Source organism: Hymenobacter canadensis (assembly GCF_027359925.1).
Lineage (GTDB): Bacteria > Bacteroidota > Bacteroidia > Cytophagales > Hymenobacteraceae > Hymenobacter > Hymenobacter canadensis.
On the sequence record NZ_CP114767.1, the window covers coordinates 78,407 to 102,053 of the forward strand.

Annotated in this window: 24 protein-coding genes; 5 read left to right on the forward strand and 19 right to left on the reverse strand. The window is 59.7% G+C overall.

Annotated features, from left to right (window positions below; translation table 11 throughout):
• Window positions 1–108: 108 nt before the first annotated feature.
• The 6 genes from O3303_RS00355 to O3303_RS00380 all read right to left on the reverse strand — a co-directional run bounded on the left by O3303_RS00355 (window position 109) and on the right by O3303_RS00380 (window position 5,290).
• Window positions 109–1,116, reverse strand: coding sequence for a hypothetical protein (locus O3303_RS00355; RefSeq protein WP_269560086.1), 1,008 nt, complete (start codon window positions 1,114–1,116; stop codon window positions 109–111).
• 48 nt (window positions 1,117–1,164) lie between these two features.
• Entirely contained in the window at window positions 1,165–1,428 is a 264-nt protein-coding gene (locus O3303_RS00360) for a barstar family protein (RefSeq protein WP_269560087.1), read from the reverse strand.
• A gap of 179 nt (window positions 1,429–1,607) precedes the next feature.
• Window positions 1,608–1,949 (reverse strand): hypothetical protein, encoded by a 342-nt coding sequence (locus tag O3303_RS00365; RefSeq protein ID WP_269560088.1) that lies wholly within the window; start codon window positions 1,947–1,949, stop codon window positions 1,608–1,610.
• 61 nt (window positions 1,950–2,010) lie between these two features.
• Entirely contained in the window at window positions 2,011–3,822 is a 1,812-nt protein-coding gene (locus O3303_RS00370; RefSeq protein WP_269560089.1) for an ABC transporter ATP-binding protein, read from the reverse strand.
• A gap of 90 nt (window positions 3,823–3,912) precedes the next feature.
• The gene (locus O3303_RS00375) at window positions 3,913–4,242 is read right to left on the reverse strand and encodes a hypothetical protein (RefSeq protein WP_269560090.1); all 330 of its coding nucleotides are present in this window, start codon (window positions 4,240–4,242) and stop codon (window positions 3,913–3,915) included.
• A gap of 253 nt (window positions 4,243–4,495) precedes the next feature.
• Window positions 4,496–5,290 carry an alpha/beta fold hydrolase gene (locus O3303_RS00380; RefSeq protein WP_269560091.1) on the reverse strand — a complete coding sequence of 265 codons (795 nt, stop codon included), beginning with the start codon at window positions 5,288–5,290 and terminating at the stop codon, window positions 4,496–4,498.
• Window positions 5,291–5,737: 447 nt separating this feature from the next.
• Here O3303_RS00380 and O3303_RS00385 point away from each other — a divergent pair, with 447 nt between their 5' ends.
• Window positions 5,738–7,315 (forward strand): M28 family metallopeptidase, encoded by a 1,578-nt coding sequence (locus O3303_RS00385; RefSeq protein ID WP_269560092.1) that lies wholly within the window; start codon window positions 5,738–5,740, stop codon window positions 7,313–7,315.
• A 101-nt stretch (window positions 7,316–7,416) separates the two neighbouring features.
• Here O3303_RS00385 and O3303_RS00390 read toward each other — a convergent pair whose 3' ends face one another.
• The 4 genes from O3303_RS00390 to O3303_RS00405 are packed head-to-tail and all read right to left on the reverse strand — an operon-like array spanning window position 7,417 to window position 9,865.
• Window positions 7,417–8,277: a dienelactone hydrolase family protein gene (locus tag O3303_RS00390; protein ID WP_269560093.1), complete on the reverse strand. Its 861-nt coding sequence runs from the start codon at window positions 8,275–8,277 to the stop codon at window positions 7,417–7,419.
• Window positions 8,278–8,337: 60 nt separating this feature from the next.
• The gene (locus O3303_RS00395) at window positions 8,338–9,222 is read right to left on the reverse strand and encodes a hypothetical protein (protein WP_269560094.1); all 885 of its coding nucleotides are present in this window, start codon (window positions 9,220–9,222) and stop codon (window positions 8,338–8,340) included.
• Between the two features lie 8 nt (window positions 9,223–9,230).
• Window positions 9,231–9,605 (reverse strand): cupin domain-containing protein, encoded by a 375-nt coding sequence (locus O3303_RS00400; protein ID WP_269560095.1) that lies wholly within the window; start codon window positions 9,603–9,605, stop codon window positions 9,231–9,233.
• 8 nt (window positions 9,606–9,613) lie between these two features.
• Window positions 9,614–9,865, reverse strand: a complete 252-nt coding sequence (locus tag O3303_RS00405) for a Kazal-type serine protease inhibitor domain-containing protein (protein ID WP_269560096.1) — start codon at window positions 9,863–9,865, stop codon at window positions 9,614–9,616.
• Between the two features lie 268 nt (window positions 9,866–10,133).
• On the opposite strand from O3303_RS00405, the gene O3303_RS21895 reads away from it, so the two are divergent.
• Complete coding sequence (locus tag O3303_RS21895; protein WP_350356596.1) at window positions 10,134–10,565, forward strand: CsbD family protein; 432 nt, start codon at window positions 10,134–10,136, stop codon at window positions 10,563–10,565.
• 151 nt (window positions 10,566–10,716) lie between these two features.
• Complete coding sequence (locus tag O3303_RS00420) at window positions 10,717–11,091, forward strand: YtxH domain-containing protein (protein ID WP_269560097.1); 375 nt, start codon at window positions 10,717–10,719, stop codon at window positions 11,089–11,091.
• A 416-nt stretch (window positions 11,092–11,507) separates the two neighbouring features.
• Here O3303_RS00420 and lysS read toward each other — a convergent pair whose 3' ends face one another.
• The 6 genes from lysS to O3303_RS00450 form a co-directional block, all read right to left on the reverse strand.
• Window positions 11,508–13,058 carry a lysine--tRNA ligase gene (lysS, locus tag O3303_RS00425; protein WP_269560098.1) on the reverse strand — a complete coding sequence of 517 codons (1,551 nt, stop codon included), beginning with the start codon at window positions 13,056–13,058 and terminating at the stop codon, window positions 11,508–11,510.
• 190 nt (window positions 13,059–13,248) lie between these two features.
• Window positions 13,249–14,292 carry a hypothetical protein gene (locus tag O3303_RS00430; protein ID WP_269560099.1) on the reverse strand — a complete coding sequence of 348 codons (1,044 nt, stop codon included), beginning with the start codon at window positions 14,290–14,292 and terminating at the stop codon, window positions 13,249–13,251.
• Between the two features lie 243 nt (window positions 14,293–14,535).
• Window positions 14,536–16,683 carry a carboxy terminal-processing peptidase gene (locus O3303_RS00435; protein ID WP_269560100.1) on the reverse strand — a complete coding sequence of 716 codons (2,148 nt, stop codon included), beginning with the start codon at window positions 16,681–16,683 and terminating at the stop codon, window positions 14,536–14,538.
• A gap of 308 nt (window positions 16,684–16,991) precedes the next feature.
• On the reverse strand, window positions 16,992–17,825 hold the full coding sequence (locus tag O3303_RS21900; protein WP_350356597.1) for a hypothetical protein: 834 nt from the start codon (window positions 17,823–17,825) through the stop codon (window positions 16,992–16,994).
• Window positions 17,826–17,988: 163 nt separating this feature from the next.
• On the reverse strand, window positions 17,989–18,396 hold the full coding sequence (locus tag O3303_RS00445) for a hypothetical protein (protein WP_269560101.1): 408 nt from the start codon (window positions 18,394–18,396) through the stop codon (window positions 17,989–17,991).
• Window positions 18,397–18,483: 87 nt separating this feature from the next.
• On the reverse strand, window positions 18,484–19,674 hold the full coding sequence (locus O3303_RS00450) for a proline dehydrogenase family protein (RefSeq protein ID WP_269560102.1): 1,191 nt from the start codon (window positions 19,672–19,674) through the stop codon (window positions 18,484–18,486).
• A 160-nt stretch (window positions 19,675–19,834) separates the two neighbouring features.
• Here O3303_RS00450 and O3303_RS00455 point away from each other — a divergent pair, with 160 nt between their 5' ends.
• The gene (locus O3303_RS00455; protein WP_269560103.1) at window positions 19,835–20,929 is read left to right on the forward strand and encodes a bifunctional 3-deoxy-7-phosphoheptulonate synthase/chorismate mutase type II; all 1,095 of its coding nucleotides are present in this window, start codon (window positions 19,835–19,837) and stop codon (window positions 20,927–20,929) included.
• 88 nt (window positions 20,930–21,017) lie between these two features.
• Here the strand turns inward: O3303_RS00455 and O3303_RS00460 are convergent, their stop codons facing one another.
• From O3303_RS00460 to O3303_RS00470, 3 genes are all read right to left on the reverse strand, one after another.
• Window positions 21,018–21,464, reverse strand: coding sequence for a hypothetical protein (locus O3303_RS00460; protein ID WP_269560104.1), 447 nt, complete (start codon window positions 21,462–21,464; stop codon window positions 21,018–21,020).
• Window positions 21,465–21,509: 45 nt separating this feature from the next.
• On the reverse strand, window positions 21,510–21,926 hold the full coding sequence (locus O3303_RS00465) for a hypothetical protein (RefSeq protein WP_269560105.1): 417 nt from the start codon (window positions 21,924–21,926) through the stop codon (window positions 21,510–21,512).
• A gap of 84 nt (window positions 21,927–22,010) precedes the next feature.
• Window positions 22,011–22,451 carry a hypothetical protein gene (locus O3303_RS00470; RefSeq protein ID WP_269560106.1) on the reverse strand — a complete coding sequence of 147 codons (441 nt, stop codon included), beginning with the start codon at window positions 22,449–22,451 and terminating at the stop codon, window positions 22,011–22,013.
• A gap of 177 nt (window positions 22,452–22,628) precedes the next feature.
• Here O3303_RS00470 and aroB point away from each other — a divergent pair, with 177 nt between their 5' ends.
• The gene (gene aroB / locus O3303_RS00475; RefSeq protein WP_269560107.1) at window positions 22,629–23,618 is read left to right on the forward strand and encodes a 3-dehydroquinate synthase; all 990 of its coding nucleotides are present in this window, start codon (window positions 22,629–22,631) and stop codon (window positions 23,616–23,618) included.
• The last annotated feature ends 29 nt before the right edge of the window (window positions 23,619–23,647 follow it).

Genomic DNA, 23,647 nt, shown 5'->3' on the forward strand with positions numbered 1-23,647 from the left:
CAGCCGAAACCCGATAGTTTCCCGCTGGCGGCGCGGATTGTGCGGCTAACGAGGCCTTTGCGCGGGCAATTATGGTCGAGGTTTTGGCTCGTGGCTGTTAAAACCAGACTATTCCGGTCGGATGTAGAGCAGGGTAGACTGCCCCGAAGGCCCGTACTTGTCGTTGAGCAGAAAGTAGCCGCCCCGGTACGCCGCCAGCCCTTCCCAGTTGTAAGTCATGTACGGGCGCGGCAGCTCCAGCAGCGGCTCCCAGCGCAACTGGCGGCGGCGGTAGCGCAGGCTGATAAGCCGGCAGTAGTTCTGGTAGCGGCCGGTGCTATCTAGGACCAGCCGGGTGTTGGCGTCAGTGGGAGCGGGGCGGTACACGCTGTCATCGGGGCCGTTGAAGAAGTAGTTGATAGCAGTGTAGCGGCCACGGCCGGTGCGTACCATATCCGTCACCCGAAACGGCAGCGCCGCCACCGGCACGGCCCGTAGCTGTGCCGCCGTGGTGGCCGCGGCGGGAAGCAGCAGCGCTTGGCTACCGGCCGGAAAGGCGTTGTACTCAAACAGCAGCAGCAGTTGCTGCCGGTAGCGTGCCATGGCCTCGAAGCCGGCGTTGTACACATGAGTGCCATCGGGCAGCACGGGTTTGGCCAGCGCCACCAGATACGCCGGATCCAGCTGGATGGCTGTGTGGGCGGCATCGAACCGGCCCTTAATCAGGTAGCAGTAGGGCGCGGCCGTGGCCGTTTCGATGGTAAAATACAGCACGCCGTTGAGCACCGTTAGGCTCTCCAGTCCTTCGTACACCTGGCCCAGGCTGTCGATGCGGGCCTGCAGCTGGTTGAGGCCGCGGATGGGGTACTTGCGGTACGGCAGCGCCTGCGGCTGCCCGGTGAGCTGGCGGTTGAGGTTGGCCAGGGGCAGGCCGTACACCTTGGCCTCGGCCTGCTCCTGCAGGCGGCTTTCGGAGAGCAGCAGCAGCTCGCGACCGTCGATGTACAAGCCGGAAAACTGGTTGTTCTTATCGGCCAGCTCCGGCGGCAACGCAATGGTTTTGGGCGGGCGGGCAGTGGGTTGGGCGGTGGCAAAAGCGGCCGGCAGCAGCAGCGCAGGTAGCAAACGGTACTTCATCAGGCAGGAAGCGGATATGCGCCAAAGGTACGGTGCCGCCCGCCCTGTTCACCCCAGCATAATCTGTTTGGGGTGCATTTCCACGGCGTAGTCCTCTATCACCTGCTGCAGAATCTGTATGTCGCGGGGGCAGCAGCGAGCAAATTCATCCCAGTTCGTCAGCGTCAGCACGGGTGGCATTTCCACAATGGCCACCACCGAATCCCAGAAGGCGTCCCAACTCGGGCCGTACCATTCTTCAAAGCCTAATTGTTCCTTGAAAAGCTGGTGAATGGCGGCTTTGCTGGTGATGCCAGTGAGGTCGAGGGTCATAATGGTATGTTGGGATATGCAATGCAAGCAACAGCGCACTTGCCAGCAGGAATAGGCGAAATTAGTATAGGTCAATAGTCAAGATAGCAAGGTCCAAAGCTAGCCAGATTCAGTTAGAAGTAGGGAAGCACAGTAGTGTAGCCTAACGACGGAAGTACAATACTTCCGGGGAGACGCAGTTAGTAGCCAAGCTTTCGGTTGTGCTCCCTCCGGATTCGGTTTATGTGCTCTCGTCCTCCCATCAGCTCAACCAAGGCTTCGTCGATGCGGTAGCTAAGTCCGTAAATCTGCTCCTCCAGAGCGGTATTGCCATATTCACCCATCCAGCGGGGCAGATTCACCACGTAAAGCGGACTCAGATATGAACGTTCAGCCACATCCTGCTCCAGCTTGGCCAGATTGTATTTCAGGCTGTCGAAGCTCTGCTGGGTGGGGTCGGCTACTTGCTCCCGCATTTTGGCCAGTAGCAAGCTCAAATGCTGCTCAAGTTTAGTGGTGTCGGGTAGGGAAGTAGGATCCATCAGGATAGCGGATTTGCTGGGAGAGATAATAACACTGGATCCATTACTGCAAAGGTAACCGTTACCCCGCCGTGTCGCCCACCTCGTCCTCATCGTCCACCATTACCCGGGCCAGCTTCTCGATGTTGAGGCTGCGGGCGGAGGCGTCGAAGATTTCGCGGTAGGTGCCGCGCAGGTCGTAGAGGTGCTCGTGGGTGCCGCTTTCCACCATGCGGCCCTGCTTCATCACGTAGATGCAGTCGGAATCGACAATCTGGGCGAGGCTGTGGGAGATGATGACCACCGTGCGGCCCTGCTTGATAGCGTCGAGGGAGTTCTTGATCTGCTCGGTGGCAATGGCGTCGAGGGAGGCGGTGGGCTCGTCGAGGAAGATGATGGGCGGGTTTTTGAGGAACAGCCGGGCAATGGCAATGCGCTGCTGCTGCCCGCCCGAGAGCTGCTGGGCGTCGGACTGGTAGCCGTTGGGCAGCTCCATGATCTGCTCGTGCAGGTAGGCCTGCCGGGCGGCGGCCTTGATCTGGTCGAGAGTGGCGTCCATCACGCCGTATCGGATGTTCTCCTCGATGGTGCCCTTGAAAATGTGGTTTTTCTGGAGCACCAGCCCGATTTGCCGGCGCAGGGCGTGGGTGTCGTAGTCGGCCAGGGGCTGTCCGTCGAGCAGCATCTGGCCCGAATCGGGGGCGTAGAACTTGCAGAGCAGGTTGATGATGGTGCTCTTGCCAGCCCCGCTCAAACCCACAAGCGCGGTGGTTTTGCCGGCCTCAATGGTCAGGCAGACGTCGTGCAGGGCTTGGGTGCCGCTGGGGTAGGTGAAGTCCACGTTGCAGATGTCGAAGGTGCCCTGCAGGTGGTCGGACTTGAGCGGGCCGGTTGGCTCCACGGCGTCCTCGGCGTCCAGGATGTCGAAGAAGCCCTCGGCGTAGGTGAGGGCGTCGTTCATCTCGTCGTAGATGCGGTGCAGCTGCCGGATGGGGGCCGCCACGTTGTTGAACAGCAGAATATGGAACATGATGGCCCCGATGCTGATCTGCCGGTCCAGCACCAAGTAGGCCGTCAGGATGATGATGAGTACCACCCCGATCTGCTCGGTGAAGGTTTTGAGGCCGTCGTAGAGGAAGTTGGTTTTGCGGGTCTGGAGCTGGGCTTCCTGCAGGTTCTGCTGCACCTGGGTCTGCTTCTGCTCCTCGTAGTCTTCGCGCACGAAGCTCTTGATGACCACGGCCGAATCAATTAGGTTCACAAGGCCCTGGCTGCGGGCTTCGCGCAGGCCGCGCAGGGCCCGGCGGGTGCCGTTGAGCTTATCGGCCTGGCGGTAGCTGAGCCAGAAGTACACCGGCAGCACCGCCACGGCCACCAACCCCACGTACAGATTGTTGGCAAACATCACCACCAGGGCCACGATAGAGTTGGCAAACAGCGGCAGAATGTCAATAAAGAAGTTCTGCACCAGCTTCATCAGGCTCTCCACGCCCCGATCAATGCGGGTCTGGAGCTTGCCGGTCTGGTTGCCGCTGTCGGAGTAGAAGCCGAGCTGGTAGCTGAGCACCTTGTGCACCGCGTCGCGCACCAGCGTGCTGGACACGTTAATGCGGATTTTCTCGCCGTAGAACTTCTGCCCGAACTGGATACCGGTGTTGATGATTTCCTTGCCCAGCAGCAGCCCGCTCACCAGCAGCAGCAGCTCCGCGCCCTCGGCCAGGCCCTGGTTGCGGTCGAGCAAACCCTGCACAGTATCCACGGTGTAGCGCAGCACAAACGGGTTCACCTGCGCCGCCAACGAGCCCACCAGCGTGAGCAGCAGCGTAGCAATCACCAGCCGCCGGTAGGGCAGCACGTAGGGGTAGAGTCGCCTGATAATTTCCCAAAGGCTCATGCAGCAGCGGCTAGGTGAGGAGTTGCCGGTTAGACGAGCGGGGTAGGGGCGAGGTTATGGTGAAGAAGGATAAAGGACAAGCAGTATTGATCAGTGAAACTGTATTCGAGCCAATAGCGCCTGAACATTATTTTGTAATCCAGCTGCCACGCCGTGCGCTGTATTCTGACCGAAGTGACCGTAGGTATTGTATTCGGAAAGACAGAAATGCTCCTCTATGTCGTCGTACCAAATGATGTGTCGGCCGCAGACTGCCACCACCCAAAAGCTATCCTCTCCGCTACCGTAGGTATCATACTGCCATTTCTCCGGAAAGATTTTCACCAGTTCCCACAGTCGCTCTATTTCGCTGCGCATCTTGATTTCTGCTGAAAGTATGTCGTCGTAGAGTTCTTCAAGAGAAATTGGTTGCCAAATCATTTAATTGAGTGGACTATAATTTTATATGATTGATGGAGAATCATTCTACCACCGCATAGTGGCTCATCTCCTGAGTACTCGTGCAAAAGGCATTACCACCTCAATAAACGTCCCAAATGCCGTACTCTTGCGGAAGCCTTTCGGGTGGCAGGGGAGAACGGGAGTTACGCTTTCCGCTTTGGGTTCTACTGAAACGAAACCAGCGCCGGGCCAAAATCACTGCGGGTTTATTCGTTTGACGAAGGGTAGGCCGTCAGGCCGCCATAAACGACTGCAGCACGGTCAGGGTCTGCAGGGGAGCACTCACGTGGGGGCAGTGCCCGCTGACGGGCAACGTGACGAGGGTAGCCCGGGGGATGGATGCCAGCAGATAAGACCCTACTTCCAGCGGCGCTATCAGGTCCTGGGCACACTGCACCAGCAGGCAGGGAGTAGGTACCCGCTGCAAATCGTTGCGGTTATCGGCCGTGAACGTTACGCGGGCGAACTGCTTGGCAATGAACGGATCATTGCGGCAGAAGCGGTGCGCCAGCTCCATTGCCAGCGAAGGCCGGTCGGGCGTGCCCATCACAAAATGCGCGAATGAATCGGCCCAGCCCACAAAATCCGTTTCCATAAACGCAAGCATCGAGTCGATATCGGCCTGCTCGAAGCCGCCGTGGTAGCTGGGGTGGTTGGTGTAGCACGGCGACGGGCACAGCAGCAGAAGCTGCCGGAATAGCTCGGGGGCTTCAATGGTTGCCAGCAGACAGATCATGGCGCCTACGGAGTGGCCGATAAGCGTAACCTGGCTAAGCTGCAGCTGCCGGCATATTTCCAGCAAATCCTGAGTGTAGCCGGCCAATGAGGCGTATTTCGCCGGGTCGTAGGCCGTAGAGTCAGAGTCGCCGGCGCCTATCTGGTCGAAGAGTACCACCCGAAACTGCTTGGCCAGAACGGGAGTCACGGCGTTCCAGATGCTCTGGTCGCAGCCGAAGCCGTTCACCAGGACCAGCGTACGCGACCCATGCCCCAGAACGCGTACATTATTTCGTTTCAGGACGTCCATAATATCCTTGTATTGATCTTCAATACTGAATGTTACGGTAGTTTTCAGGGGAAGTAAATGATTCTATATATAAAATTGAAGATGGTAAAATCGGGAATTCAGTGCCTGGCATCAGCCGAAATCCGGCTGACGCCAGCTAGCGCTTCTATAAGGGCGTGGCAGGCTGAGCGACTTCCGGAGAGGGGCCCGAAACGGCTGCATATGCCCGCTGGACGGCACGAAAAAAAAAGGGCTGATGTCAAATTGGGAACACAGGGGCGCAAGGCACATGTAGACGGCAGTAGCCGCACAGGCCTGCCTTTTCGTGACGGTGGCCAGGCAGGCAGCAGCAAGGTGAAATTCCGGTAGCTGACTCAGGGAAGAAGATATTCTCCTTCGGCGCAACGCCCGCCGGTTTGCCGGGACTTTAGATGCCGAGGCATTTCTATCATCCCAACCAACCCCAACATGACGACACTGCGCTTCCTGATACTGGCTGGCTCGCTGGCCGCTGCTACGCCCACGCTGGCTCAGCAGGGTACCAAGGCTGATCCGGCCATGCTGGCCAAAATCAAAGATGAGGGCCTGAACCGCTCCAAAGTGATGGAAACGGCCTTCTACCTCACCGACGTCTGCGGCCCGCGCCTGGCTGGTTCCGATGGCCTCAGTCGCGCCAACGCCTGGACCAAGAAGCAGCTCACCGACTGGGGCCTGACCAACGCCAACGTGGAGCCCTGGGGCACGTTCGGCCGCGGCTGGGACATCGAGAAGTCGTACGTAGCCATGACGGCGCCCTACTACCACACGCTCATCGGGGCGCCCAAAGCCTGGACCCCCAGCACCAACGGCGCCCTCAAAAAGCAGGTGGTCGTGGTGAAGGCGGCAACGGAAGCCGACCTGGCCAAGTATCAGGGCCAGCTGCGCGACAAAATTGTGCTCTTTGAGGTGCCCAATCCGCCCAAGCCCTCTTTTGAGCCTGATGCCCGCCGCCACTCCGAGGACGACCTGAAGAAAATGGCCGACTTCAAACCCGCAGCGGCTGCCGCAACTACTACTCCCGCGCCCGCCGACGCCGAGCGGATGGCGGCCCGGCGCGCGCAGTTTGCACTGCGCACCAAGCTGACCGATATGGTGCAGGCCGAAGGCGCGGCCGCCATTCTGAGCACCCGCGGCGGCTCCGACGGCACGTTCTTCACCAGCAACGGCGCACCCTACGCCGCCGATGCCAAGCCCGTGCTGCCCGAGCTGGAAATGGCTCCTGAAGATCAGCTGCGTCTGATTCGGCTGGCCGAAGCCGGTATTCCGGTAGAAATTGAGCTGGAAACCCGCACCCGCTTCCAGACCCAGGACCTGAAAGGTTACAACGTAGTGGCCGAAATTCCGGGCACCGACAAGAAGCTCAAGAGTGAAGTGGTGATGCTGGGCGGCCACCTCGACTCGTGGCACGCCGCCACCGGCGCCACCGACAACGCCGCCGGCTGCGCCATCATGATGGAGGCCGTGCGCATTCTGAAAGCCAGCGGCGTGCAGCCGCGCCGCACCATCCGGATTGCGCTGTGGGGCGAGGAGGAGCAGGGCCTGTTCGGCTCGCGGGGCTACGTGAAAAACCATTTCGCCGACCCCGCCACCATGAAGCTGCTGCCCGAGCACTCAACGCTGGCCGCTTACTTCAACCTCGATAACGGGGCTGGCAAAATCCGGGGCATCTACGCCCAGGGCAACGAGGCTGCCGCGCCCATCTTTCAGGACTGGCTCCAGCCCTTCGCCGATATGGGCGCTAGCACCGTCACGCTGCGCAACACCGGCGGCACCGACCACCTGTCGTTCGACGCGGTAGGTTTGCCCGGCTTTCAGTTCATCCAGGACCCGCTCGACTACGGCACGCGCACCCACCACACCAACATGGATACCTATGAGCGGCTGCCCGCCGACGACCTCAAGCAGGCCTCCGTGCTGGTAGCGTCGTTCGTGTACCAGGCCGCCATGCGCGACGCCAAGCTGCCCCGCAAGCCGCTGCCCACCGCCAAGCCCGAAAACAAGAGTTAGCCCGCCTCTCTCATTGGCGCCCGTAGCGTCAGTCACAATTAACAGTGCCCCACCGAAGCTGGTTCGGTGGGGCACTGTGGCGTTTAGGGGAGTTGGCGCGGTTAGCTTAGGGTTTCCTTGAACAGCTTGAGCGTCCGGTCCCAGGCCAGTTTGGCGGCCTCGGCGTTGTAGCGGGCCGGCGACGAATCGTTGTTGAATGCGTGGTTGACGCCCTCATACACGTACTGGTCGAACTTCACGCCCGCGGCCGTGAGGGCCGCCGCGTATGCGTCCTTGCCGGCATTCACCCGCTCATCGAGGCCGGCGTAGTGCAGCAGCAGGCGCGCCTTGATGCTCAGTACATCCGACACGGGCGGCTGGGTGCCGTAGTAGGCCACTGCGGCATTGAGGCTTGGGTCGGCAATGGCGAGCTTGTTGGCCATGGCGCCGCCCCAGCAGAAGCCCACGCAGCCGGTGCGGCCGTTGCTTTCGGGGTGGCGGCGCAGGTAGGCCAGCCCCGCCAGGTAGTTCTGCAGGTTCTGCTTCGGGTCGAGCTTGCCGATGAGCGCGCGGCCCTCGTCCTCGTTGGCTGGCGTGCCGCCGAATACAGACAGTGCATCCACGCCCAGTGCCAGGTAGCCAGCCTCGGCCACGCGGCGCGTCACGTCTTTGATGTGCGGCGTCAGACCTCGGTTTTCATGAATCACCACCACCGCCCCGCGCTTTTTCTTGGACTTCGGATGCACCAAGTATCCCTTCATGGTCACGCCCTCGGCGCCGGGCCAAGTCACGTCTTCCATCAGCAGCTCGTCGTTCTTCTGGGGCAGGCCAGCCGCTTGCGCGTAGCCAGGCTCCAGCGCGGCCAGGGCGGCGGCGGCCAACGCAGTGCCGCCGGTCAGCTTCAGCAGGCGCTCCATAAACTCCTTGCGGCTAAGTGGGGCGTGCGTGTACTCGTCGAATAGGTTGATAATCCGCTGATCCATAAGGCAGAAAAGTGAGTGGGAAGACAGTAGGCAAGATAGGCAGGAAGCCGAAAGCAGCGGCTAGGCAGCTGGCTCGTCGCCGGCGTACACGGTTTCGCGGGGCGGAAACAGCCGGTCTACCAGATGCACTAGGCGCCAGTGGGTGTTTTTCAGCATCTTCTTTACCGGCACGGCCCGAAAGTCGAAGTCGGCGAGGGCGGCCACTTCCTGCTCCACCGTGCGCCCCTTCAGGCTCGATTCAAGCAGAAACATGCCGATGGCGTCGTTCCACTCATCCTTGTTGCTCCAGTAGTGCCCGATGTAGGGCCGCGCCGCCCGTAGCTCGAACTGCTCCTGCAGCGCCACCGACAGCGCAAACTGCTCAATCAGCCGCGGCGTCACGCCTTGCCGGCTCAGGTCGTCGCAGATGGCCAGGGCCAGCGCAATAGCCGCCGGGCCACCCGCGGCCGGAATGCCTACCACGCCCGCATTCCACATCGTGTGGCGCTCGTTGAATTGGATGCCACTGAAAGTCTGGCCGCCGGTCTGGCGCCACATCAGCTTGTCGGTTTTGCTGCCTAGTGCTGCCAGCGCCCCTTCCGGCTCATGCATGAAGGCCATGCCCGCCGCCAATGACTCCTGCAAAGCGGCAAAGGAGCCGTGCAAAAAGGTGTCGGTGTCGAGGTACAGAATGGCCTGCCCGGGGCTGCGCTCCGCCACGTATTCGAGGGCTTTGATTTTGACGCGCCAAAAGAAATCGAACTCGCCTTTCCACTCGCGCAACGTGGCCGCATCAATGGGCAGCACCGTGACGTGGCCGGCCAGATGACGGTAGAAGTCGGGCGCATCCGTCACTACTGTAATGCCGCTCAGCCCGGCGCGGTGGCGCAGAAACGATAGAATGGAAAACTGGGCCTGGAAATGATTCCGGACCGCGTCGCCAAATACCAGATATAGCAGGTTCATCGGTGGCGCTATTCTTCCTCGCGGTTTACGGTGGCGGGCGAGAAAGCCGGCACGCACACCGACCAATACTCGCACTCGGCCTCGAATGGGTTGGAGTAGCGCACCCGCGCCCCGGCCTTAATCAGCAACGACTCGCCGGCGCCCAGTTCTACCACGTCGCCGTCAATCTCGAACCGCTTGCGGCCCCGCACCACTATAGTCACCTCGTCAAACTCAGGGCGCTGGTGCGGCTCGCTCCACTGCGGCGGGGCCACCATGTGCGCCACGCTGTATTGGCTGGTGCCGGTGCTGGCCTGCCCGATGTGCTCCTCGATGAGCTTGCCATCGGTGGTGGGAACGATAAAAGGGTTTTGCTGACGGAAATAGCGTTTTTCAGAAGACATGGCAGAAGCTAGCGGGGAGTGGGCGTGGAGGGAGAAGTGGGGCAGGCGCCCGGCGTAAAGCGCGTGACGCCTGCGTTGGTGGCCGTGCAGGCGTTGGCGTAAGTCTGGCCATCGCAGCCGCACACGGGGTCGTACTGCATGGTGCACATGGCGTCTTTCCGGATCTTGGCCGGGTCGATGCAGGCGGTGGCAGCCGGGGGCGTGGCCCGCTGGCAGGCGCCAGTCAGCAGCAGGAGCAACAGCGGAAGCAGCGTTTTCATACGAACAGCGAGTTAAGGCGAATGACCCGGCGAAAGTAAAGCTTAGGCGGCATACTACGGTTTGCCAATTCCGGCAAGTGACCATTCTGCTCGTGGCATATAGCAGGTTGGCCATCTTTTTTGTGGTTGGGTGATAACCCCGGCTGCCACACGCCGTATTAGGCTTCAGAATGGCACAAACCCGGGCCTCAGCCAGGGTTTTGGCGGAAATCATCCCGGCCACGCCACCCAACCGAAACTCATTCATCACCATTCTCTCCCCACTACCATGTCGTATCACGAAGAAGACAACTCCGGTAAAATTCTCCTCGCTGCTCTGGCCGGTGCCGGTGCTGGCATCATTGCTGGCCTGCTGATGGCTCCCGATAAAGGCAAAGCTACCCGCGAAAAAATCGGCAGCGCTGCCACCAAATACAGCGGCCAGTTCGGCGAGCAGCTGTCGAAGTACGGCGAAGAGCTGGACGCCAAGTTCAAAGGCTACGTTGAGAAACTGGAAGACCTGACCGGCGCTGCTGGCTCGAGCCTGAAGCTGAAAGGCGACTGGAACACCGCCAAAGGCAAGCTGAAGCAGCAGTACGCGCAGCTGACCGACGAAGACCTCGACTATGCCGATGGCAAAGGCGATGAGCTGGTGGGCCGTCTGCAGAACAAGCTCGGCAAAGCCAAAAACGAAGTAGTGAAAATGCTGAACGACCTGTAGGTCATCAGGCAGCACTATGCCAAAAGCCCCCCCGGTTTCTTCGGAAGCCGGGGGGCTTTTTTTAGTTAACCAACCCGGCGTTCCGCGCGTTATACCGTCCTACGCCAGCAGGCAGCTGGCGGCTCGTTTCATTCTAAACTCTGTGCGCGGTATGCAAGACACGAAAGGCAAAGTAATCTTCTCGCTGCTGGCTGGCGCCACGGCTGGCATCGTGACGGGCCTGCTGCTGGCGCCCGAAACCGGCGACGAAACCCGGAGCGGCCTCAAAAAGTCGGCCTCTAAGTTTGGCGAGGACCTCAACAAGCTCTTTAAAGATGGCTTGAGCCGCTTTGGCGGCGGTGGCGCATCCGCTGGCGCTACCTCCCAGCAACAGGCCGACCGCTCTGCGGCCGACCAGCTGCTGAACTCGCTGAGTAGCCCCGGCAAGAGCAGCCCCATTCCCGACCCCGTTGAGGAAGCCGACTCTGATTACGACGGCATCGGCAGCGACACGCGCCACTCCGCCGGCTATGGCCGTCCGAAGTAAGTTTGCTGAAAAAAATTGGTGGTCAACGTAACCCGCTGCCCATCTTCGCGTTAAGGAATAGACAACTGGTTTGAAAGAAAATCGGAGAAGCTATTGAAGTAAAATTGCCGGCCGCCGAGCTTCTGCCAAGAGAGTATTTCTTGGTAGTAAAATCTGGTTCGCCCATCGCAAGCTTCTTCAGTAGACCCAATTGGAAGGGTAAACCGGTTGTATATAAAGGAAAGCCTCCCACGCATTATTCGTGGGAGGCTTTCTGATTTTAAACGCAGATTCTGCAGATTAAACGGCTTGCACGGATGTCGGCTTCGGTGGACTGGCCGGCGCTTGATGAAATCCTCGGAATGCTAAAAACCCCAACGGGGCTGACCAAGTGGCCAGCCCCGTTGGGGTTTTGCTGTTGTATAACGGTGGATACGCTACGCGTGCGGTGCGTTTTCCGATTTGGTGTTTTCCGGCTTCATCTGCGGGAAGAACAGCACGTCCTGGATGGAGTTGGAGTTGGTCATGATCATGCTCAGGCGGTCGATGCCGATGCCCAGGCCGGCCGTGGGCGGCATGCCGTATTCCAAGGCGCGCAGGAAGTCCTCGTCGAGCACCATGGCCTCGGTGTCGCCGCGCTTGCCCAGCTCCAACTGCTCCTCGAAGCGGGCGCGTTGGTCGATTGGGTCGTTGAGCTCGGAGAAGGCATTGCAGATCTCCTTGCCGTTGCAGATGGCCTCGAACCGCTCCACTAGGCCCGGCTTGCTGCGGTGCTTCTTGGCCAGCGGCGACATTTCCACCGGGTAGTCGGTGATGAACGTCGGCTGGATCAGCTTAGGCTCCACATGCTCGCCGAAGATTTCGTCGATGATTTTGGCTTTGCCCATGCTCGGGTCGAGGCCTACTTTCAGCTCCTTGGCGGCGGCGCGCAGCTCCTCCTCATTCTTGCCCTCGATGTTGAAGCCCGTGAAGTGCTCAATGGACTCGGCCATGGTGTAGCGCTTCCAGGGGCGCTGGAAGTTGATGAGGTTTTCGCCTACCTGCACCTCGGTTTTGCCGTGCAGGGCCAGGGCCACCTTCTCTACCATTTCCTCCACCAAATCCATCATCCAGTAGTAGTCCTTGTAGGCTACGTACAGCTCCATCTGGGTGAACTCGGGGTTGTGGAACCGGCTCATGCCCTCGTTGCGGAAGTCCTTGCTGAACTCGTACACCCCGTCGAAACCGCCCACAATCAGGCGCTTCAGGTATAGCTCGTTGGCAATGCGCAGATACAGCGTCATGTCCAGCGTGTTGTGGAACGTCTTGAAGGGGCGGGCCGCCGCGCCGCCGTACAGGGGCTGCAGAATCGGGGTTTCCACCTCCATGTAGCCCTTGTCGTTGAGGTAGTTGCGCATGGCCTGCACCAGCTGCGTGCGCTTGATGAAGGCCTCGCGCACGTGGGGGTTCACCACCAGATCCACGTAGCGCTGGCGGTAGCGCTGCTCGGGGTCAGTGAAGGCATCGTAGGTGATTTTTTCGCCGGTAGCTTCGTCGGTGCGCTCCTTCACCACGGGCAGCGGGCGCAGGCTCTTGCTAAGCACCGTCAGGCCCGTGACGTGGATGGATGTTTCGCCCACCATCGTTTTGAATACGTGGCCCTTCACCCCAATGAAGTCGCCTAAGTCCAGCAGCTTCTTGAAAACCGTGTTGTACAGCTCCTTGTCTTCGCCGGGGCAGATTTCGTCGCGGTTGATGTAGAGCTGAATGCGGCCCGAGGCATCCTGCAGCTCGGCGAAGGACGCCTTGCCCTTCACCCGCATCGACATCAGCCGGCCGGCTAGGCTCACTTCCTGGAAGTTGTTGAGTTCTTCGTGGTAGTTATCGAGAATTTCCTGGGCGTAGAAATTCACGTCAAACAGCTCGGACGGATACGGCTCAATGCCCAGCTTCTGAAGTTCTTCGAGCTTCTGGCGGCGTATGATTTCCTGTTCGCTGAGGTGCTGCATGGGGGAGGGCGTAAAAACAGGGCCCCGAAGGGCCGGAAAAGTCAAGCTGCAAAAGTAAGGCGGCCTGTCCGGCTAACCTAACAGGTACAAGCCCCCATTCGGTTTTCAAGAACAAGCAAAAAGCGCCGCCCCAAAGGAGCGGCGCTTACGTGTATATGGAGTGAGGTATAAAAAGCAGCGGGTAAAGGCACTAGGCGGCAATGCCCATCTGAGGCAGCGGCGCTTCGCCCGTGATGGTGGGCTGCACGCGGGTGCGCAGGCGGTCCTCCACGAAGCTGTGCTGCAGGTGCTTGGGCAGCTCGGCCACCAGCTGCTGGTAGCGTTCCAAGCCCATGGCTTTGGCCACGTAGGTTTCGTGAATGCCGTTGAGGTAGCTCACGATGTTGAGCAGCGACTGATGGAACAGTTTGAAGTCGATATCGGCCTCAATGAAACGCTCAATCTCGCGGCTGGTCTGCGAGATGCGCAGGCGACCCAGCAGGTCGAAGAGAGTAGTGTAACCCAGGCGCCAGGTAATCTGCTGCCAATGGGCGGCCGTCCACTTGTCGAGCACCTTGCCGGTCTTCTGGCTGCGGATGGCCGTGTTGGCATTGGCTTGTACCTGCTGGCGGGTGGCGGTGGCTTTCAGCTTGCGGGTGGTGCGCAGAAACTGCCCGATCTGGGCCTGCGCGTCAATCTCTTTGCCGGCAATGTGCAGTCCGGCCTTGTAGCCCGCCAGCGGCAGCCGGTGAATGCTGAAGTCGCCGTAGGCCCCGGCGGCGTAGAACGACACCGGCCGCGGGTAGGCGTTGCGCACCACCAGCCGGCCTACCTCGCGCCGCACCAGCGACGGGTTGTTGCCGCGTACGCCAGCCGTGTGCAGGAAGGCCTGCAGCCCGGCCATGATGGTATGATAAGCCTGCGGGAACGTCCAGTGCAGGGCGTTGCGCAGGTAGTCCTCGTCGCCCAGCTCCGCCGTGGAGCGCAGCGCGTACTCGGTGCTCCAGCAGGCGTGCAGCAGCTTGGTGACGGCCGCCAGGTCGTCGTCGGTCAGCTCGGCCTGGTGGGCCCGAAAGAACGGCAGATGCTGCAGGCCGCCGCTGGCGTCGTCGGCTTCCTGAATGTGGTAGTTGATGGCAAAGAAATAGTTGAGGAACACCTGGGCCGGAATCGACTTGCGCCAGGTTTCATCAGCCAGCTTCTGCTGCTCGTCCGTAACGAGCGGAATGATCAGGGTTTCCATGTTCATCGTCATATCAGTTCAACAGAATGACAATATAGATAGTTCTCTTTTTGCTAAAAATATTGGGCAAATATAAGATTGTATTTAGCATTGATTATCAGTTGTTTATGGTGATTTTTATTCTCGGGTAAGAAGGTGTTTTTTAGAGTTGATTTACTAAGGATAATGCCGGCGTATTTGGGCATACCGTAGGCGCAAAAAAAAGCCTCCGCAACGTAGGTTGCGGAGGCTTCTGGCAGCGGTTAATCTGCTTGCTTACATCTGGTCTTTCACTACCGATACGGCCTCGCGGAGCGTGATGTCCTTATTGAGGGTCTTAGTGAAGCGCGAGGCGCGATTCACTTCCACCGTATCAGAGCCCAGTGCCTTCAGGTCGGTAGCCAATGCTGCAATGGCTAGCGGCTGAGCCGACTTCTGCACGGCGTCGTACTTGTCCGACTCGGCTTTGTTCTGCTCCTGCTCGGCGCGGTAGGCCGTCAGCTTCAGCGATACCTTGGTTTCGTCTTTGCGCTTGCGCATGCGCTGGGCCAGCTCGTTTACGAGGCGGAAGCTGGGGCTGGCGGCTACGCGGGCCTGGCTAGCTGTGCGTAGCTTGTCGAAGGCCGGAGCCTGCGGCCACGAGCGGTAGCGGGCCGGGCTGATTTCGTCCCACTTCAGCGCGTACTCCTGCTCTTTCTCGCCCTGGTCGAGGTAGCTGTAGGCGTCGGGCAGGATGATGTCCGGAACCACACCCTTGAACTGGGTGGAACCGCCGTTGATGCGGTAGAACTTCTGGGTGGTCAGCTTCAGCGAGCCGAAGGGCTTGATGCTGTTGAACTCTGCCGGCAGGGCGTCGTCGAGGTCGAAGATGCGCTGCACGGTGCCTTTGCCGTAGGTGCTAGCGGCACCCATCACCACACCACGCTTGTAGTCCTGGATGGCAGCAGCCAGAATCTCAGAAGCCGAGGCGCTGTACTTATTCACGAGCACCACCAGCGGGCCGCTGTACTGGATGCGGGGGTCACGGTCGTTGAGGACGCTGGCGGCGCCCTGGCTGCCCTTCACCTGCACTACCGGACCGCTGTCGATGAACAGGCCGGCCATCTCCACGGCGTCCTGCAAAGAGCCGCCGCCGTTGAAGCGCAGGTCTAGCACCACGCCATCTACTTTCTCCTGCTTGAGTTTCTCCAGCTCCTTCTTCACATCTTCAGCCGAGCTGCGGCCGCCGTTGTCGTTGAAGTCGGCGTAGAAAGTAGGCAGCTTGATGTAGCCAATTTTCTTGCCGGCCTCGTTGATGGTGGCCGACTGCGCGTAGGTTTCCTTGATCACCACCACGTCGCGGATGATGGCCACGATGCGGGTGTTGTTGTCGGGCTTGCGCACCGTCAGGCGCACTTCCGTGCCTTTCTTGCCTTTGATGAGCGACACGGCCTTGTCCAGGCGCATGCCTTCCACCGACACCGGCTCCTCGGCACCCTGCGCCACGCGCAGAATGATGTCGCCGGTTTTCAGGTCGCCCTGGCGGTAGGAAGCGCTGCCGGGGATGATGTCCGTGATTTTGATCAGGCCGTCTTTTTCCTGCAGCGAGGCCCCGATGCCTTCAAAGCGGCCCGTCATGGCCACATCGAAACTCTCTTTATCACGCGGCGCGAAGTACTCCGTGTGGGGGTCGTAGGTGTTGGCAATGGTGTTGGCGTACATGGCCAGCCGGTCGTTGGCATCGTTCTGCAACAGATCCTTGAACTGGTCCTCGAAGTACTTCAATACCCGCTTGCGGGCTTCCACTTCCATTTCGGCAGGCGTGCGGGTCGGCTCAGTGGTAGTGGCGGCCGACGGCGTAGCGGTGGTCGAAGCCAGCGGCTTGTCCTTCTTCTTGGCCTGCGTGTCCATCATTTCCGAAATGCGCACCAGTGTCTGGTACTTCAGAAACTTGCGCCACTCTTCCCGCTGGGCCGCCTTGTCGGCAGCATACGCCATCTTGTCGGGCTCCGTCTCGAAGGCTTCGTCGGTGGTGAAGTCGAAGGGCTTGGACAGAATGTCACGGTACAGCGCCTGCACATCTTTCACGCGCTGGTCTAGCACAAGGTTGGTTTGGTCCATGAACTCATGGGTGCCGCGCTTTACTTCGTCGTCAACGGTGTTCTGGTATTTGCGGAGCTGGGCCACATCGGAGGCCAGCAGAAATTTCTTGTTGGAGTCTACGCGCTTCAGGTACAGGTCGAATACCCGCTTGGAGAAGGCATCGTCGAGTTTCTCGGGCTGGTAGTGCTGGTAGGTAAGTCCCTGCAGCATGGCCTGCACCAGAATGGCGTCTTTCTGAGGCGTACGCGCATCACCGCGGTTGTACAGCTTATAGGAGGCCAGCACGAATACTGCCAGCACCACCGCGGCGTACAAGCCTATCTTGATTCGGGGAGAAGACATGAAGAATCGGGTGAAATGGAGGAAAATCAAAAGTACATAAAAGCCGTCCTGAGAGGTACGGCGCAGCCAAGGTGCTGGTTCTGGTAGAAAAACCCAACTACTGCCGGTTAAGTGCCCTTCAGTCCGGCACGGCTCGTATTGCAGAGGCACCAAACTGACGAAACAGGTTGCACCCTGCGAGCAGAAGTATACGCTTAAAAATCGGGCCAGAGTGCCGGAATACCATAATAGCCGGATCTGCTGATTACTAAACAAAAAAAGACTCTCCCCGGCTAGGGGAGAGTCTTTTTACATAGTGCGCGCTATGCTTAGTAGCGGCGTACTTTGTCACCGTTGTTGCGGCGGAATTCCTCTTCGAAATACTGGGCATCTTCTGCGTTACGGGGTTTCACGCCCATTACGATGCCGCCGTTTTTCACGTCATTTTCATACTCCACAGCATGCTCTTCTGGGATGCCTGAGCCTACCAGAGCGCCTACCAGACCGCCCGTCAGGCCACCGGCACCGGCACCAGCCAGGGCAGCGGCAATCGGGCCGGCGATGATGAGGCCGAGGCCGGGCAGTGCAATCGAAGTGCCGATGGCAGCAATGGCGCCAATTACGGCACCAGCCGTGCCACCGATGGCCGAGCCTACGCCGGCACCTTCCATGGCCTTATCACCCAGGTCGGTATCAGCTGTGTTGTCACCGAAATGCGTCTTGCGCGTATCGTCCGACATCATCAGGTTCACGTCGTCTTTGCTGTAGCCACGCGACGAGAGCGAAGAATAAGCACGCTCAGCGCTGTCACGGTCACGGAACATGCCCGTGGTGTAGCTGTTGCCGGAGCCGTAGGAGGTGTCGTTGCCGGTTACGGCACGGGCAGCATCACCGGCTGCGTTCTGGACTGCGTCTACGCCTGCACCAACTACTGCGCCGGCAGTGCCAGCTACTGCAGCACCCTTCTGGGTGGCGCTGTGGTCATGATGCGGGTTATTATCGTTGCTGTCGAGGCTAGGGTTGCCGGTAGAGGCGTTGCCCATGTTGCCGCTCGAAGTAGTGTTAGCGCCGGTGCCGTAACCGGTGCCAGCATTGCCGGTGCCGTAGTTAGCGCCTGAACCGGTACCTGAGTTAGCTGGGTTGTTCGAATCGTTAGTGCTCATGAGATGGGAGAGTTTAAGGGAAAAGAATAGAAAAAATCCGGCGCCGGGTGGATGGTAATGAGCGTCGAATCTGTGCTACTAAACGCGGCCAATTCTGTGGGGGTTACACACAAAATTCGGGCGTTTAAGTATCTTATTTTATCTATTCTATTGCCAGTCAGCTCTATCCGTGTTTCTCGAAGTTCTGTTGGTCCTGCCAGAAGGCCCGGCATTCGCGGCGCATGTTCTTCAGGAAGTCCTCCTCCTGTTTGAGGGTACGCCATTCGCCCATTCCCAGTCGTTCGCAGAGCTTGTAGAAGTTGTCGCCCTGGCCTTTGGAGCCCTGGACTTTCACCAAGCAGCTCAGCAGGGGCCGGCCAGCCGCGTGTTCCTGCTCAGAAATTTCGGCCAGTAACTCATTGAGGCGACTTTTCTCATGAGAAATATCCAGGTTAAGCCCTAATTCCGCTTCCTGGACCAGGTTCAGGTAGCTGATGGTGCCTACCTGATGACGGGCAAAACGGATTAAGTGGTTGCGAATTCGGCCAAACATGGCGTAGGGAAAGAGAATGATGGAGGCGGAAAATAACAAAAAAAGTTCGCGGCTTCACAATCTGCGAAGCCGCGAACATCAATTTACGCTATATATCCAAAATCGTGCCGCTTGGGCAAAATCCTACTACCGGCCCTGGCGGCGGCGCAACTCTTTCTGAATGAGCCGGAACTCCCGGCTGCTCTGGCCAGCAATGGCCGTGTTTTCGTCGGCGCGGCGCAGCAGGTAGGGCATCACGGCATCTACCGGGCCGTAGGGCACATATTTGGCCGTGTTGTAATCGGCGTGGGCCAGGTTGTAGCTCAGGTTGTCGCTCATGCCGTAGAGCTGCGCAAACCAGATGCGGGGGTCGTTGGGAGCGAGGTCGTGCTGCTGCATGAGCTCCGTGAGTAGGCGGGAACTGTCCTCGTTGTGGGTGCCGGCACAAATGCTGATGCGCTCCACGTGCTCTACGCAGTAGCGCAGGGCGTCATCGTAGAGCTGATCAGTGGCGGCTTTGGTGGGGTTGATGGGATTGGCGTAGCCGCGCTGCGCGGCCACGCGGGCTTCTTTTTCCATGTAAGCGCCCCGCACCAGCTTTCCGCCCAGGTAGTAGCCTTCCTGCCGGGCATTGTCGTGGGCCTGTTTAATAGCATCGAGCCGGTCTTGGCGGTAGAGCTGGTAGGTGTTCCAGACGATGGCAGACTCGCGGTTGTACTTGCGCATCATCTCGTAGGCCAGGTTGTCGATAGTGGCCTGAAACCAGCTTTCCTCAGCATCTACGAACACCCGCACCCCATACTGGTGGGCCCGGTGGCAGATGGCATCTACGCGGGCGTGGGCCCGGTCGTAGCTGGCCTGCTCAGCGGGCGTGAGGGCCGTGCCGGCCTGCACCTTTTCCAGCAGGGCGCTGTCGGCTAGGCCCGTCACCTTGAACACCGAAAACGGAATGTGCGTGGAGCGGTGCGCCAGATCCAGCGTGGCCAGAATTTCGTCGCGGGTGTGGTCGAAGCTCTTGTCGCTGCCTTCGCCCTCAACCGAGTAGTCGAGGATGGTGCCGATGTGGTAGCGGCCCAGCTCGGCCACCACTGGCACACATTCCTGAATGGTTTCGCCCCCGCAAAACTGGCTGAAAATGGAGTTTTTGATCAGGAATTTGGTGCCGGGCAGGCTCCATTTCAAGGCCGCCTTCATCATGCCACCGCCGGTTTTCACCAGCGTGTTGTTGTTCATGGCCGCAAACAGCGCATACATCTTGCGCAGCTCGGCGTCGGACTTGGAGGCGAAGGCTACGGCGGTGTCGGTGAAGGAAACAGGCGGGGCTTGGGTTGTGGGCATCGGGTGGTAGCTTTGGGCAGGTGGATGGGTGATACAAATATAGCCGTTAAACCCAGGCTAAACCGGTTGGGTTATGCCAGCAGACGGTAGTTGGCCAACATAAGTTGGCGGGCTTTCATTCCGGGCTTGCCGTTGCCCGATTTATCTTTCGTTGCTTCTCATGAACACTCCTGCTGCTGCTTCTTTTTTCACGAGCCGCCTCGCTGCCAAAGGGCAGCCGCTGCTCATTGCCGGGCCCTGTTCCGCCGAAACCGAGGAACAGGTAATGACCACGGCGCGCGGCCTGCAGGCGCTGGGCAACATCGACCTGTTCCGGGCCGGCATCTGGAAGCCGCGCACCCGGCCGGGCTCCTTTGAGGGCATGGGCCGTGAGGCACTGCCGTGGCTGCAGCGCGTGAAAGCCGAAACCGGCCTGCCCACCACCATTGAGGTAGCCACGCCGCGCCACGTGGAAGAGGCCCTGGCGCACGGCATCGACGTGCTCTGGATTGGGGCCCGCACCACCGTCAATCCGTTTGCGGTGCAGGAGCTGGCCGACGCTCTGGCCGGCACCGGTGTGCCCGTGATGGTGAAGAACCCGGTGAACCCAGACGTGGCGCTGTGGGCCGGAGCGCTGGAGCGGCTGGAGCGCGCCGGCATCACCGACCTGGCCGCCATTCACCGCGGCTTCAGCACGTTTGCGCCTTCCCGCTACCGCAATGCGCCCACCTGGATGCTGCCCATCGAGCTGAAAACCCGCTTTCCGCACTTGCCGCTGATCTGCGACCCCAGCCATATCGGCGGCCGCCGCGACCTGCTGCTGCCCATCGCCCAGAAGGCCCTCGACCTCGACTACGACGGCCTAATGATTGAAACCCACCCTGACCCCGACCACGCCCTTTCGGATGCCGAGCAGCAGGTGACGCCGCAGCGCCTGGGTGAGATTCTAACTGAGCTGAAATACCGCTACCGATCTTCCGACAACGAAGACTACCTCAACAAAGCCGAGGAGCTGCGCCAGAAAATGGACGTGGCCGACCGCGAAATTGTAGAGGCCCTGGCCCGGCGCATGGCGCTGGTAGGCGAGCTGGCCGAGTACAAAAAGGAAAACAACGTGAAGATTCTGCAGCTCGACCGGTGGCAGGAAATCTTCAGCTCGCGGCCGGAATGGGCGAAAAAAGCCGGCATAAACGAGAAGTTTGTGGCCGAGCTCTACAAGCTTATCCACGTAGAAAGCATCCGGCGCCAGACCGAGATACTGCAGCGCCCGGAGTAACCGCAAGAGGCTTACGAAGAAGCCCGCCCTATCCGTGGAATCGGATGGGCGGGCTTTTTAGATGGGTGCAGGTCTGGCAAAGAACACCTCAGTCGGCCTTCCAAAGATAGTTTTCCGTGTAGCCGCCATCGAAGCAGGCATCCTCCCCGACAAGCATGAGATGCGTGCCGGCTGCATCCGTACTCAGGCTGTAGGCCTTACGGTCGTTGTTGGCCAGCTCGGCCGTGAACGTAACCAAGCTGACCGGTTGCTGTGGGGTGCCGCAGCGTGGCAGCGTACTGCTGGAAACCTGATAGGGGACCTCCGAGAAAGGCTGGTTGTTGTGGCGAATGGTCAGTTGCCCATTTGTGCCGAATACCAGCTGGCGCGAATAGCCTACCGTAGCCGGCGACACTACCGGGCCTTCCGTAAAGCTGTTTTGCCATTCCCAATAGCCTTGCTTTTGCGCCAGGGCATCCAGGTTGGCAGGCAGTTGGTCGGTATCGTCGCGGCAACAGAGGGCAGCCATGTTGGTGCTGCATACGGTCAGCGCCATAGCGAAAAGGAAGTAGGGGCGGAACTGCATGGCGGTAGTGACAGGCTATTGGCCGGAAGCAGAAGAGTAGGTTTCGCCGCAGCCGTCGTAGGTATCGTCGGCCAGGCTCAGGGTTCGGGTCTGGGGGCTTACTTCCACCATGTACTCCCGCTGCTGCGCCGTGAAGGTGATGAAGTCGGTTTCCTGTTTTTTGAGCAGCGAAGTATGGCGGCTGAGCACGTAGGGGGTAACATACCGCAAAACCCCGTTTTCAAGCATTTTCGCTTGGCCGTCTGCCCCAATGATTAATTGCCGGGTGGTGCCCGTTGTGGCCGGTGAGCTGGCGCCGCCCCAGCCGCAGAAGCTGCTTTGCCACTGCCAGGAGCCCACCACGGATGCCTGTTCGGGGGTAACTTCCTGCTTGGCACAGCCGGAGAAGAGAGTAGCGGCCAACAGCAGGCTAGCATAGGGTAGAGCTTTCATCGGATAAGGGAATAGCGTGAATACTATGTTTCTGTAGAGATGAGCAAACCCGTCTTTGGATGGTTGCAACCCGACCGGAGAAAATTACAGCGCCGAGGAATTGGCAGTTGACAGGGCACGGACGGCCGGCAAGCGCACGTAGCTGTGCCGGGTGGTGTGGCCCGTCATTTCCTGCAGGTAGAGCACATTGCCGGAAACCGAGTAGTACTGGCTGCCAGCGTAGCCCCGGTATTGAATAATATGCCGCCCCGGCCGCTGCTGCCGAACCGAAAACGCGGCGGCGCTCTGTAGCTGGCCATCCTGGTAGAACATGGCACGGCCCCGACGGTCGAATTCCACCACTACTTCGTGGCCGGTAGTAGCCGGGGTGAGAATACTGCTTGCACCAGTAGCGGTTTGCTGCCACTCCCAGCGGCCCACCAGCTGCTGCTCCATCGGCGGCATCGAGTCGCGGCTGCAGGCAGCGGATAACAGGCTAAAAGCCAATAACGGGGCCAGACACACGGGTCGGGTAAAGAAGGACATAACGTAATAGTTAGTAAGTTTCGATTGTATGATCAGAATGCGGGTAGTATGGTTGCACTATGCTAATCATTTTCTGCATTTTATGCAACCGATTCTGGTAATAGATTTTCTTAAAACAAGAAGAAGTTGAACGGAACCTTGCAAATTGGAGCAAATGCCTTGCCAGAACTGGCAGAAATGCTGCGTCGGCCGGCTATAAGCCAGGTTTTTGTGCTCACTGATGCCAACACCGGGCGCCTGTGCTACCCCCTGCTGGCTCCCTATCTGCCTGAGCAACATATCGTAATAGAGCTGCCGGCGGGCGAGGAAGCCAAAACCCTGGCATCGTGTGAAACCGTCTGGAACGCGCTGACCGAACACCGGGCCGACCGGTTTGCGATACTGGTGAACCTGGGTGGCGGCGTCATTACCGATCTGGGCGGCTTCTGCGCGGCCCTCTACAAGCGGGGTATCCGGTTTGTGCAGGTACCCACCACGCTGCTGGCGCAGGTAGATGCCAGCGTCGGCGGCAAAACCGGCGTCGATTTCCTCGGCTTTAAAAACCAGCTAGGCGTATTTCAGGAGCCGGCGGGCGTGTTCATCGAGCCGCGCTTCCTGCAAACACTCGACCCACGGCAGCTGAAATCGGGCTACGCCGAAATCGTGAAGCACAGCCTAATTGCCGATGCCGCCGCCTTCGAGGAGCAGCGCCGCACCGGCATGTTCGTCGACGACTGGACGGCTACCATCGAGGCGTCGGTGGCGCTAAAGCAGCGTATTGTGGCCCAGGACCCGCTGGAGGCCGGCCCGCGCAAGCTGCTCAACTTCGGGCATACCGTGGGGCACGCGCTGGAGAGCTACCTGCTCACGCAGCCCGGCCGCGAAATCCTGCACGGCGAGGCCGTGGCGGCCGGCATGATCTGCGAGGCCTGGCTGAGCGTGCAGCGCGGCCTGCTGAGCGCCGCCGAGCTGGACCAGGTGGAAACCTTCCTGTTTTCGGTGTTTGAGAAGGTGCATTTTGTGAGCCTGGAAACCGACGCCATTGCCGAATACGCACTGCAGGACAAGAAAAACTCGGGCTCCGTCATCAACTGCACTCTGCTGGAAGGTATCGGGCGGGGCGTGTACGACCAGCCGGTTACGCTACACGACGTCGCCGAGTCGTTGCGCTACTACCACCGGCTGTAGGTGGCCCGGTGGCGCCGACCTGGTCCATA